Origin of the sequence: Paenibacillus athensensis (genome assembly GCF_004514475.2) — a bacterium.
Taxonomy (GTDB): Bacteria; Bacillota; Bacilli; order Paenibacillales; family NBRC-103111; genus Paenibacillus_AL; species Paenibacillus_AL athensensis.
In genome coordinates, this window is sequence record NZ_MYFO02000002.1 from 129,066 (window position 1) to 141,433 (window position 12,368).

The window sequence follows — 12,368 nt, forward strand, 5'->3', positions numbered from 1 at the left end:
GTGCTACTACGGCTCAGAGCGTTTCGGACTCCGGCAGGCGGTGGCCCGGACCGTGGCCGATCCCCAGACCGTGGCCCGGACCGTGGCCAATCCCAGGGCCGTGTCCACCATGCCAACCGCCATGCCAGCCGCCATGCCACCCGCCGTGTGGTCCCCAGCCGCCATGCCACCCGCCATACGGGAGCGGAAGCGGCAGAGGCAGCGGAACAGGTACCGGATACAGATCGGGCTGCGGGTACGGATAAGGGTACGGATAGGGGTAAGGGGGTGGATACGGGTAATTCGGATCAACGTAAGCCATGTGAAATCTCCTCCTTAATTGCTATACACCAGCCTATGTACAGCGCTCGGAAATGGATGCTTGCCCATTGGCAGGACGCGAAAAATGGGCGCTAGCCCGGCAAAGCGCTTCCACGGCAAAACAAGAGAATATTTGACATGATCTAGGTAATATCACTCCTTATGTTTCCAATGCGCGCAAAGTATAATAGGCGGAGCTTTATATTTTGACGCTGGAAGGAGCTTGGCAATGAGTTGGACCGTGCAGGAAACGACATTCAATCAAGCGCAAATCACAACGAACGGCAACAAGTTTATGATAGGCAACGGGGCTCTGGGGTACCGGGGGACATTGGAGGAATTTGCTAAAGACCAGCTGACGGCAACAACGGTTGCTGGGCTGTACGATAAGGTAGGCGATCAATGGCGCGAGCCGGTGAATGCGCCGAACGGTCTGGCGACGAAGCTGTTTGCCAACGGACGTTTGCTCAGCGTGCTGGAGACGGAGCCGGTATCGCATACGCAGGAGCTTGATATCCGTCACGCGAAACATCGCCGTGAGACCGTATTTGCCGTCGATGGCGGCACGGTAACGCTGCAAGCGGAGCGATTTGTCAGCATGGATTCGCTCAATCTGATTGTTGCCCGTTTCAGCGTGACCTGCTCGCAGCCGACCTCGGTCATGGTGGAAACCGGAATTGACGGCGACGTTTGGGACATTAACGGACCGCATCTGGAGCAGTATCAAAGCTCGGTAGAGGGCAGCGCCATCGTGCTTCAGGCCATTACGCACGAGCTGCGTCTGCCGGTCGTTGTAGCGGAAGCGCTGGTCGCAGACAGCGTCCAGCAGGTCATACTGCAAACGGATAAAACGATCATGCGCAAGCTATTGCTGGATTGCGAGGCAGGCGTCACGTATACGTTTTATAAATATGTGGCGATTGCGGCCGGTCAAGATGACGCCGAGCCTGTACAAACAGCGGTTGCTGCGGTTACGGACGCAATGGCTGTCGGCTACGAGGCGCAGCTGGACAAACATACTTCGCAGTGGGAGAGCAAGTGGGCGCTTTCCGACGTGGCGATTGAAGGAGACGAAGAGGCGCAGTTTGCTTTGCGGTACAGCTTGTATCATCTTCTAATCATTGCGCCAACCGAATCGGAAAAGGTTTCGATTCCGGCGCGCGGCTTGTCGGGGCAGGTGTACAAGGGTGCGGTTTTCTGGGATACGGAAATGTTTATGCTGCCGTTCTTCCTGCATACGGACCCGCAGGTCGCCCGCAATTTGATGATGTATCGCGTGCATACGCTGGACGGCGCGCGGAGAAAAGCAGCTGAATACGGTTATAAAGGCGCGTTTTATGCTTGGGAAAGCCAGGATACGGGCGACGACGCCTGCACGCTATTCAACATTACCGATGTGTTTACAAACCGTCCGATGCGGACGTATTTCCGCGACAAGCAGGTGCATATCAGCGCAGACGTCGCCAATGGCATTTGGCAATATTATGCGAGTACCGGCGATGAGAGCATTCTGCTCGACGGCGGCGCGGAAGTGATGATGGAATGCGCGCGTTTCTTCTACTCCTACGCTTACTACAAAGTAGACAAACAGCGCTTCGAAATTCTCGACGCCACCGGACCGGACGAGTACCATGAACGCATCAACAACAACGTGTTCACTAACTACATGGCCGAGCAGACAATTTCCAGTACGCTGGCCATGCTGACGCTTCTGCAGGACAAGCATGCCGGCGTATTCCGCTCGCTGGTTGACAAGCTGGATTATGAAGCCGATATCGAACAACTGAAAACGATGCTGGCTCAACTGTATGTGCCGAAGCCGGACCCGCAAACCCACATTATTGAACAATTCGACGGCTACCTCAAGCTGGAGGACGTCACGCTTCCCGAGCTCAAATCGCGGATCATCAACCCTAACGAATACTTGGGCGGCGGCAATGGCCTGGCGACGACGACGCAAATTTTGAAGCAAGCGGATACGGTCCTGGCGCTGTTCATGCTCGGCGACCGCTTCTCCAGAGAAGTGAAGAAAGCGAATTGGGATTTCTACGAGCCGCGGACCGAGCACGGTTCCAGCTTGAGCCCGTGCGTATATGCGCTGATCGCCGCCGATATCGGGTATAGCGAATACGCCTATCGTTACTTCATGAAGACGGCGACCATCGATTTGACCGGCAATTCCAAGCAATACGTTGGCACGCTGTATATCGGCGGTACGCATCCGGCTGCCAATGGCGGTGCGTGGATGGCGGCGGTGCAGGGCTTTGCCGGGGTGCGGATCGATACGTGTACAGTGAAGCTGTCTCCGGCGCTTCCGCCGAAGTGGAGTGCGATGAAATTTAACGTGCAGGTGTTGGGCCAGCAGTTTAGCGTGGACGTCAGCAAGTCAGAAGTGCGGATTACTTCCGCGGAGACGAACCGTTCGTCCCAACTGTTCCGCATCGGCGGCGCCGAAGTCGTCTGCGAAGCCGGACAAACGGTCGTTCAGACCTATTAAGCCGAAACCATACTAGAAAAGGGAGAATCGAAAGATGGCAAAAGTGGCAGACAAATATTTGAAGGTCGACCCGTGGGGCGTCGTGGAAGAAGGATTCGACCGTGAACGGAACCGGGTGTCCGAATCGATTTTCTCATTGGGCAATGAATATATGGGCGTTCGGGGTTATCCGGACGAAGGATACAGCGGCGACAGCATGGTCGGCAGCTATTTTAACGGCTTGTACGATGAGACGCATCATTCCGCGCATTACAAGGGAATCGTCAAGCGAGTCCGTTTTATGGTCAACGCTGTTGATTGGCTGTATACCCGTCTGACTGCGGGCGATGAGCAATTGGATCTGGCGACAAGCAAAATCAGCGGTTTTGTCCGCAAGCTGGATTTCAAAAGCGGCACCGTTACCCGCGAATTTGTGTGGCATCTGTCCGCAGGCTCGTCCATCAAGGTGAGCTTTGAGCGTTTCGTCGGCATGACGAATACGAATGTCGGCTGTCAGCGCGTGACGCTGGAGTCGGTTGATTTCACCGGCGATGTGTGGGTCCGTTCCGGTCTCGATTTCTCGCCGATCCACGAAGCCCAGCACCAGAACCTGTGGACGACGCTGCAAAAAGGCGAGCAGGGCGGTATAGCCGCCATCCTGTCCAAAACGAAAAATACCGACAACCGGCTGTTCGCCAGCTTCGCGCTGCATACCGAGGCACAGCTTGCTTCATTTGAAGAGGAGCAGTTGATCGGCTATTCGTTCACGCTGCAGCTCGTACCGGGCCAAGCGGTTGGCTTTGATAAAGTCGCATTCAACTATGCGGAAAAAGACGCTTCCGTCGCTTCGGCCGCGCTGTGGGCCAAAGGACAGGAGCTTGCCGCCGCCAACGTCAAGCTGAGCTATGACGCGCTGCTGGCCGATCAAAAAGCGTACTGGACGAACGTCTGGGAAACGACCGACATTACGATTGAAGGCGACCCGGAGAATCAGCAGGGCATTCGCTTCTGCGTATTCCAGCTTTACCAAACGTACCACGGCGACAATCCGGGCCTCAACATCGGGGCCAAAGGGCTGACCGGCGAAGCTTATGGCGGCCATGCTTTTTGGGATACCGAATCGTATTGCCTGCCGTTCTACTTGTTCAATAACCCGAAAGCGGCCAAAAGCTTGCTGGAATTCCGCTACAAATCGCTCGCTGCAGCCATCGAGCGCGGTACGGATGTGGACTGCAACGGCGCGTTCTACCCGATCGCGACCATTGACGGCACGGAAAGCTGCAACCTGTGGCAGCACTCCAACCTGCAGCTGCACGTCGGCACGGCGATTTCCTACGGTATCTGGCATTACGACAAAATCATCGGCGACAAGGAATTCATCCGGACGAAGGGCATTGAAATGCTGCTGCAAATCAGCCGTTTCTATGCCAGTCGCGGCCAATGGGGCCAACGTTCCGGCAAATTCGGTTATTACGGCGTCATGGGGCCGGACGAATTCCAATTGATGGTCAACAACAACTGCTACATTAACTACATGGCCAAAAAGCTGTTTGAATACACGCTTGAAGTCGTCCGCGAAATGAAAGCCGAAGCGGCCGATGCTTACGCCAGCGTGGCGGCTCAAGTAGGCGTGACCGACGAGGAGCTGGCCAACTGGCAGCATCTGGCCGACCATATGGCGATTCCGTACGAAGCGGAAACAGGCATTTACGAGGAGCATGACGGCTTCTTCGACATGCCGCATATCGATATTCATTCGATCCCGGTCACGGACTTCCCGCTGTACTCCAATTGGTCGTATGACCGTTTGTACCGCTACGACATGATCAAGCAGCCGGACGTGCTGATGTTCATGTTCTTATACAACCAGGAGTTTACCCGCGAAGCGAAAACGGCCAACTACAACTATTATGAGCCAAGAACGATTCACGAATCGTCGCTGTCGCCGTCGATTCATTCGATCATTGCTTCGGAAATCGGCAAGCATGAAGAAGCGTATCAATTTTTCGAATTCGCGACGCGTCTTGATCTCGACAACTACAACCGCAATACGCGCGAGGGCTTGCACACCACATCGATTGCAGCGGCTTGGATGAACATCGTTTACGGCTTCGGCGGCATGCGCTCCGACGGCGACATGCTGCTGTTCCAGCCTTCGATTCCGCAAGCCTGGAGCTCGTACAGCTTCAAGCTGCTATATAAGGGAGCAGCCATCAGCGTAGCCGTCAACCGCGAGCAGGTTACGATCAAGGCCGCAGGCGATTCGGCCGTCGACATTCAGGTCTACGACCAGACCTACAGCATCGGCGCAGACGGCATTACGCTGCCCGTTCCTGCGGAGTGGGTCGGTTAATCGGTTTCGAACTACTACACGGGAGGCTATCAAACATATGCTCGACAATATCAAAGGTGCATTATTCGATCTGGACGGCGTAATCGTCGATACGGCGAAATATCATTTTCTGGCATGGGGCCGCTTGGCCAAGGAACTCGGCTTCGAATTTACAGAAGAACACAACGAGCGCTTGAAAGGCGTCAGCCGGGTGCGTTCGCTGGAGATTTTGCTGGAAATCGGCGGCATCAGCGCCAGCGAAGAAGAGAAGCTCGCAATGGCCGAAAAGAAAAACAACTGGTACGTCGATTACATCCGTGCGATGGACGAATCGGAAATTTTGCCGGGCGCACGCGAATACTTGCTGCAGCTGCGCGAAAACGGCGTGAAAACGGCGCTGGGCTCGGCCAGCAAAAACGCCCCGATGATTTTGGACAATCTGAAAATTACCGGCCTGTTCGACGTCATCATCGACGGTAACAAAACGTCGGCGGCCAAGCCTGATCCCGAGGTGTTCCTGCTCGGCGCTCAAGGGCTCGGACTCGCTCCGGCCGACTGTGTCGTGTTCGAGGACGCGGAAGCGGGCGTCGAAGCGGGCAAACGCGCCGGCATGCGCGTAGTCGGCATCGGCAAGCCGGAAATTTTGAAGGAAGCGGACATGGTTATTGCCGGGCTCCACGAACTGGTTGGCCAATATCAATAGCTTGTCGAAGGAAGATCACTAACTAGCATTTCATATAGAAGCTTTGCAGGAAAGCGGGCCTGATCTTCAGGTTTGCTTTCTTTTTATTTCAGCCAAATAAAACAATGATCGAACATCAGTTCTCTTTTATTTATTATATCACAAAAATAATGGAAAAAGCGGCCAAAATTAATAGCCCCTCTCGCGATTCCTGTTGGGAAAACGCATGAGAAGAGGCCCGATCGGATAGAGCTCCCAGCAGTGTCAGATCTTGAGTTCCCCAAGCTTGATCAGTTCGACTACGGCTTGTGAACGACCCTTTACGTTCAATTTTTGCATGACGTTGGAGATATGGTTTGAAACACACCGAAATTAATGTGAGGCTTGATGTTTAGTCGTTTTTTGTAGTTCTTCCTCCACAGACTTCATGCCTGCGTCATTCTCACCTCGTATTTTCTTGTCGCCGCCAAGCGACTTTGTCCATTTGTCAGAAAGGCGATCAAACGCTGTGTACAGTGCAAAGCTGTAAAGTATACTCTGTTTTAATTGCGTTATTGGCAGTTCAGGAAATACTTGTTCAAAGTTTACAAAGTAGATTACTGCCAACCCCAAAGCTAATGCCTTACAGACTGCTGTATCTGAACAAAGTTTCCATTTTCAATTTGTTCAAAACAAAAAAAGTGATAGTTAAAGGGACACAAGCAATTACAAATCTCAGTAAAGATAAAATAAAGTACATTGACGTATGAATTTATACTTATCTGATCCTTCTTTTTTTTCATAGTAATAAAAAGCAGAAATGAATAATGCAACTGCAAAAATAAATATAGATAAGTAACTGAATCCCCACCTCACAAAAAGTCTATTGGTTCTTACTAAAAGCACTGCCATTTATCCCGTTCTATTTGTTTTACGCTTCTAAAAACCCATCGTTCTGGGAAATGTTAGTAAAGTATTTCTTCCTGCACCAAGAGTTAACATGGATTGCTCCATCATTTGACTATGATGCTTTCCAAAGAGAGGTTTTCATTTCTTTGCAGTCTGGAAACATGTTAATTGTTGTCCTCATTGTTATCTTCTTCGGATATAAACGATATTTTAAAAGTAAAGAAGCCGAACATAAGAACCTCAAGGAAATTGCTGAATCTGATTTGAATTTAGCTACATATGATAATTTTATTCCGAGGATCACCGCAGCTCGAGCAATGGTAATTTATCAGAAATCAAAGGCTGCGCTCTTAAATGTTTTATACGCGGGTTTAGGCGCTCTCCTCCTGATTGTCTTCGTAACATTATTTGTATCGCATACAGCTTATCAATTAGGAAGCTTCGGGAAAAACCTTGCCCAATTTGACACAGATTATATAACAGTAGAGTATCAGTTCAATAATCAAGTTCAAAAAGTTGAAGGCATTCGAGTATATCAAGATAGAAACTATCTCTTCATTAGAGATGATCAAAATACACTTCACAGCGTATTTGCAGATCAAATACATGTACAGACCCAACAAAAAAACTCTAAGTAAGATATTATGAATAATAAGTCCCTATATGCCACCATTCATTGTTCTTCAAAGGTTTATGCTATAATAAAAACAAACGATCAAGCGAGGTGAAGCTGATGAAATGGGAACAAATTATGGAACAACATCCGAGCTGTTTTGTATTGGTAGAAGCTTTAAAAGCCAGTTCAAACAATCAATTACGCCATCTTGAGGACATGACCGTTATTCAAGATTACGACAATCCACAAGAAGCCTGGAGTGGGTACAAACACTTTCACAAGTTATATCCATCACGAGAGTTGTACGTTTTCCATACCAGCCGAACTGATGTTGAGGTCGTGGAGGAAATATTCTCAGGAGTGCGGCAGCACACATGAACATACGTCTCCATAATGGATTGCCAATTGTCTCCTTAACCTTAACGCATAATGACCAGACCATTCAACTGTCGAATGTCTTGTTCGATACAGGATGTGCCGCGACGATATTTGATACGGATTTACTTTCCCGAATTGGTATTTACATTGATTTCATTCATGGCAGAGCCAAACGAATGTATGGGGTAGGCGGAACAAGTGAAGTCTGCTATGAACAGGTCATTCCTCATTTAAGAATCAAGCATGTACAATTGGAAACATTCCCCGTACAGCTGGGGTCCGTTCAAGAGCCTTATGGCTTCGATGGAATACTCGGCATTGATTTTATGATGAAAGCCAAATGGAAGGTTGATTTTGAAACGATGTGGATTCATTACTCTGCTTGACTTCGCCAGTGCATAGAGACTTCATAACCGAGCGATGCTTGATTAGCATTCGCTTGGTTTTCTTTTTGCTTTCTAAAAAATTAAAAGCCCCCTCTCACGATTCCTGTTCGGAAAACGCATGAGAAGAGGCCCGATCGGATAGAGCTCCCAGCAGTGTCAGATCTTGAGTTCCCCAAGCTTGATCAGTTCGACTACGGCTTGTGAACGACCCTTTACGTTCAATTTTTGCATGACGTTGGAGATATGGTTGCGGACGGTTTTTTCGCTGATAAAAAGCTGCTGAGCGATATCCTTTGTTGTTTTGTCTTGAACCAGCAATTCGAATACTTCACGTTCCCGGTTGGTTAACAGGAATTTGTTTTTGTGGTCGCTGCCCATGGATGTGTGTCACCCCTCCTTGCTCGGGTTATTGGGAGTTACAAGGTTTAGGGATACAGTCAAATTCAGTGTATGAAAAGCCCTAAGTGATGGTGCGGTTTCCGGGCAAAAATGGGCGTAGCCCCGTGCCTGCGCATCGCGCGCGACTGTCGGAAAGCGGTGCCGGCTGTACGGCGGCTGCCGCTCCGCTGCTTTTGAGTTTTCGCTTCCCGCATGGTAAGCTGAAAGGATGAAGTTTTTCCGCGAGAGGAGTCCTGCGCTTGTTCAGACGCGATTATTTGATGCAGCAAATCGAGCAGTTGACGCTGGTGCTGCACCGCATCCTGGTTCACAAAGAGCAGCAGCAGCCCGGCAAGGCGCAGGAGTTGCTGGAGGAGGCGTGCCGGCACGTGCTGGGCATGAATCCGCGGGCGCTTGCGGCGTTGTCGGGGCGGGATATTTTGCAGCTGCTGACCTATAACGGAACGGTAGATCACGGACGGGCGGTGGCTGTGGCGGCGCTGCTGCTGGAGCAAGGCGCGCTGGATGAAGCGCAAGGTGAAACGTCTGCGGCTTATGCGCTGTATCTGAAGGCGCTCGAAGTGCTGCTGGAGCTACTCGATGGCGCGGCAACCGACGAGGCCGCAGAGTTGCGGGAATGGGCTTCGCCGCAAATCGGCAAAGCGCTGGAGCTGCTGAAGGGCAAGTTCCTGCCCGCAGGGCTCAAGATGCGGTTGTTTGCATACTGGGAAGCGGTGGGCCAATATGCTAAAGCCGAGGATATGCTGAGCTGGTGGCTGGAGGATGTGCAGCGTGATCCGGCTGCTGTCGCGCAGGCGTTGCGTGAGGGGGTTGCGTTTTACGAGCGGTTGCGGGAGCGGCCCGAGAGCGAGCTTGCGGCCGGACGCTTTAGCGCTGCCGAGGTCGAGGAGGGGCTGGCTTGGTGCCGCAGCCAGAGCGCAGGCGATGAATAGCTGGTGCAGAACGCGCCGGGTATGCGATAATAAGAGGGCTTGCCCGTCAGGGAAGCGATTTCAGGCAAAATGAGGTGTTCGATTACATGGCATGGTATCAACGAAGCTTTGGCGACGATTATTTACTCGTTTATAAACATAGAGATATGCAGGGCGCGTACGAAGAAGTCAAGCAGATGGCCGCTTGGCTGCGTTTGCCGCAAGGGGCGACGGTGCTCGATCTGTGCTGCGGCATGGGTCGTCACTCGCTGGCGCTGACCGATTTGGGCTATCGCGTAACGGGGGTCGACTTATCCGATGTGCTGCTTGGCGAAGCCGACAGGCTTGACCAGGAGAAGCGGGTGCGCCGGCTGCGCGGCGATATGCGTAGCGTGCCGCTGGACGAGACGTTTGACGCGGTGGTGAATCTGTTTACGTCGTTCGGATATTTTGACGACGATGCCGAGAACGAACGGGTGCTGGAGGAAATGAACCGGCTGCTCAAGCCGGGCGGCGCTTTTCTGATCGATTACCTGAATCCGGAATATGTCCGCCATCATCTGGTGCCGTATTCGGAGCGCACGGAAGACGGCGTAAGGATTCAGGAAACACGGCGGATCGAAGACGGCTGCGTGCGCAAGCGGATTGTGCTGTCGGGCGAGGGCGAGCCGGAGCGCGAATATTTGGAGCAGGTCAAGCTGTACGACCGCTCGGCGTTCGAGAGCATGCTGCTGCAGGCAGGTTTGACCTTGGACGCCGTGTATGGCGGCTATGACGGATCGGCGTATTCGGCGGAGGGCTCGACGCGAATGATTTTTGTGGGGCATCGGGAAGCATGAGCGAACGCGTGTTGACGCAAGTGGTCGATCATACCGATACGATAACGCAGGTGAAGGTGCCGCTGCCGTTTCCGCTGCGCTGGGTGAACAGCTATTTGATCCGCGGCGGCTCCGGCTATACGCTGATCGATCCGGGGCTGCGCACCCCGGACGCGGAAGCGCTCTGGCACGCGGTGCTGGACGCGCGTGGCATCGCCTTTGAGCACATTGAGCAAATTGTGCTCACCCACCACCACCCCGACCACTATGGGCTCTCGGGGTGGTTCCAGGAGCGCGCCGGCGCGCCGGTCCTCCTCTCGGAGACCGGGTGGAAGCAGGCGCAGCTCCTGTGGGGCGGGGAGCAGCCGATGACGGCGCTGCTCCTCGACCTGTTCGCCCGGCACGGCCTTGACGCCGCCGGGCGCGAAGCGATGACGACGCATATGGACAGCTTCGTCCCCATGGTTTCCCCGCAGCCGCAGATCACGCTGCTGCGGGAAGGCCCCGTGCGCCTCGGCGACCGGGTGTACGAAGCGATCGAGACCCCGGGCCATGCCGCGGGGCACATGATCTTCTTCGACGCCGAAGCGCATATCGTATTTTGCGGCGACCATGTCCTGCCGCAAATCTCGCCGAACGTCAGCTTCCTCCCGCAGGTGGAGGCGGACCCGCTCGGCGCGTATTTGACCAGCCTGGAGCAGGTCGCCAGGCTGGAGGTCGCCACGGCGTACCCGGGCCACCGGGAGCCGTGGAGCGGCTTCAGCGCGCGCTGCGCCGAGCTGATCGGGCACCATCGCGAGCGGCTGGCGCTGATGGCCGGGAAGCTGCAGCGGCCGCAAAGCGCCTACGCGCTGTGCCGCGAGCTGTTCGGCGAGCGGCTGAGCGTGCACCAGCTGCGCTTCGCGCTGGCCGAAACGATCGCTCATCTGATCGTGCTGGAGAAGATGGGCGCCATCTGCGCGCTCGATGCGCAAGCCGAGAGCCTCGTATATATCGCGCGCTAAAGGAAAACCGCAGCCGCATCGCGAATATACATAGTTGCACCGCAGCGCACCGCAAACTCAGCTCGCTCCGGTACATTCACGGCTCACTTACGGAGGGATTCAGCATGAGAACATTTCTGAAAGAAAAATCTCTGATCTTGAACGAGATGAGGGAAGAGGTCTTCCAGCATTTCTCGCAAAGCGATATTGAAGCAGCGGTTGCCCGGCTGCTCGTTGAAGTGAAGGGGATCAAAAAAATTCCCTTTGACCTCATAAGCGAAACCCTGATCGGCGTCATGAGCAAAACGGAAACGTACAATGTCATGACCACGCTGCTGGAGCTGGAGAAAAAAGTCAAGCATGATCCCGAGCTGAACGCCAGCATGAAAGACCCGGCGTATAACCTGCACCGGACAATTGCTATGTCGATTTGTGGCATGTACGGTAGCGGCGCCAGCTCGCTGTTCGGTTTCGTCGACTGCAAATTCCGCTTTTTCTTCCCGCACAAGCGGCCCAAATCGTTTGTATCCAAAGGCATATGCGCGCTGGTCGCTTCGACCGCAAGCGTTGTCATTTCCGACAACGTCAAGGAAGACTACACGCAGCGCAATCTGGAGCTGCTGGAATCGCGGGGCGTGAAGCTGGACGATATCGTCGACATTGTCGACTTCCTGCAGCGTCCGTATACGCCGGACCTCGACCGCAAGCTGTGCGAACGCCACGTGCTGGCTGTGCTGCGCAAGCAGCAAACGTTCCATACGGTGCAATTGGCGATCAAAATCGATTCCGCCGTCGAACAGGGCGAATTCAGCAAGCAATACAATCACATCGTCGGCATGGACGAAGGGCTGTTTGGCGTCGATGAGTCGATTGCGACGGCCATTCCGCTGATGTACGGTACGATTGCGCTGACCAATTTCGGCTATCTGGACAAAGCGAAAACCGGCATCATCAAGGAGCTGGACAGCGATCATACCGAAGGCAAATGCAATACGTTCGTCGACGACCTCGTCTGCGGCCTGGTGGCAGCGGCGTGCGGACGGCTGGCGCACAACAATGTATCTACTTTCAATAAGCCGCAGGATTAAGCGGCGTTCAACAGGTACGGCAAGCAGCCGACCGGGAGTTTTCCTGGTTGGGCTGCTTTTTTTGTGTTTAAATCAATTCCCGGCGTTTGTCAATGCAAATGTGCGGGGAAA

General features: G+C 53.4%; 12 protein-coding genes and 1 pseudogene. 10 read left to right on the forward strand and 3 right to left on the reverse strand.

Annotation, left to right across the window (positions count from 1 at the left end; translation table 11 throughout):
* Positions 1-13: 13 nt before the first annotated feature.
* A complete protein-coding gene (locus B5M42_RS04580) occupies positions 14-301 on the reverse strand; it encodes a hypothetical protein (RefSeq protein WP_134757118.1) in 288 nt (95 codons plus the stop codon).
* A 228-nt stretch (positions 302-529) separates the two neighbouring features.
* Here B5M42_RS04580 and B5M42_RS04585 point away from each other — a divergent pair, with 228 nt between their 5' ends.
* The 3 genes from B5M42_RS04585 to pgmB are packed head-to-tail and all read left to right on the forward strand — an operon-like array spanning position 530 to position 5,811.
* Entirely contained in the window at positions 530-2,797 is a 2,268-nt protein-coding gene (locus tag B5M42_RS04585) for a glycoside hydrolase family 65 protein (protein ID WP_230632675.1), read from the forward strand.
* A 34-nt stretch (positions 2,798-2,831) separates the two neighbouring features.
* Positions 2,832-5,129, forward strand: a complete 2,298-nt coding sequence (locus B5M42_RS04590; RefSeq protein WP_134757815.1) for a glycoside hydrolase family 65 protein — start codon at positions 2,832-2,834, stop codon at positions 5,127-5,129.
* A gap of 37 nt (positions 5,130-5,166) precedes the next feature.
* Complete coding sequence (gene pgmB, locus B5M42_RS04595; protein WP_134757817.1) at positions 5,167-5,811, forward strand: beta-phosphoglucomutase; 645 nt, start codon at positions 5,167-5,169, stop codon at positions 5,809-5,811.
* A gap of 243 nt (positions 5,812-6,054) precedes the next feature.
* Here the strand turns inward: pgmB and B5M42_RS04600 are convergent.
* Positions 6,055-6,159 (reverse strand): annotated as a pseudogene (locus B5M42_RS04600) (LuxR C-terminal-related transcriptional regulator); the annotation flags it as partial.
* A gap of 572 nt (positions 6,160-6,731) precedes the next feature.
* Here B5M42_RS04600 and B5M42_RS04605 point away from each other — a divergent pair.
* The 3 genes from B5M42_RS04605 to B5M42_RS04615 all read left to right on the forward strand — a co-directional run bounded on the left by B5M42_RS04605 (position 6,732) and on the right by B5M42_RS04615 (position 8,058).
* The gene (locus B5M42_RS04605; protein WP_230632678.1) at positions 6,732-7,316 is read left to right on the forward strand and encodes a hypothetical protein; all 585 of its coding nucleotides are present in this window, start codon (positions 6,732-6,734) and stop codon (positions 7,314-7,316) included.
* A gap of 95 nt (positions 7,317-7,411) precedes the next feature.
* Positions 7,412-7,672 (forward strand): hypothetical protein, encoded by a 261-nt coding sequence (locus B5M42_RS04610; protein ID WP_134757828.1) that lies wholly within the window; start codon positions 7,412-7,414, stop codon positions 7,670-7,672.
* On the forward strand, positions 7,669-8,058 hold the full coding sequence (locus tag B5M42_RS04615) for an aspartyl protease family protein (RefSeq protein ID WP_134757830.1): 390 nt from the start codon (positions 7,669-7,671) through the stop codon (positions 8,056-8,058). The genes B5M42_RS04610 and B5M42_RS04615 overlap by 4 nt, the downstream gene beginning before the upstream one ends.
* 156 nt (positions 8,059-8,214) lie before the next feature.
* On the opposite strand, the gene B5M42_RS04620 is transcribed toward B5M42_RS04615, so the two are convergent.
* Positions 8,215-8,436 (reverse strand): helix-turn-helix domain-containing protein, encoded by a 222-nt coding sequence (locus B5M42_RS04620; protein WP_028556998.1) that lies wholly within the window; start codon positions 8,434-8,436, stop codon positions 8,215-8,217.
* 260 nt (positions 8,437-8,696) lie between these two features.
* On the opposite strand from B5M42_RS04620, the gene B5M42_RS04625 reads away from it, so the two are divergent.
* The 4 genes from B5M42_RS04625 (at position 8,697) to B5M42_RS04640 (ending at position 12,257) form a co-directional block, all read left to right on the forward strand.
* A complete protein-coding gene (locus B5M42_RS04625) occupies positions 8,697-9,389 on the forward strand; it encodes a DUF6483 family protein (RefSeq protein WP_134756813.1) in 693 nt (230 codons plus the stop codon).
* A gap of 86 nt (positions 9,390-9,475) precedes the next feature.
* Positions 9,476-10,207 (forward strand): class I SAM-dependent methyltransferase, encoded by a 732-nt coding sequence (locus B5M42_RS04630; RefSeq protein WP_134756811.1) that lies wholly within the window; start codon positions 9,476-9,478, stop codon positions 10,205-10,207.
* Positions 10,204-11,190 carry an MBL fold metallo-hydrolase gene (locus B5M42_RS04635; RefSeq protein ID WP_134756809.1) on the forward strand — a complete coding sequence of 329 codons (987 nt, stop codon included), beginning with the start codon at positions 10,204-10,206 and terminating at the stop codon, positions 11,188-11,190. The genes B5M42_RS04630 and B5M42_RS04635 overlap by 4 nt, the downstream gene beginning before the upstream one ends.
* Before the next feature lie 104 nt (positions 11,191-11,294).
* Positions 11,295-12,257, forward strand: coding sequence for a phosphatidylglycerophosphatase A family protein (locus B5M42_RS04640; protein WP_134756807.1), 963 nt, complete (start codon positions 11,295-11,297; stop codon positions 12,255-12,257).
* Positions 12,258-12,368 lie beyond the last annotated feature (111 nt).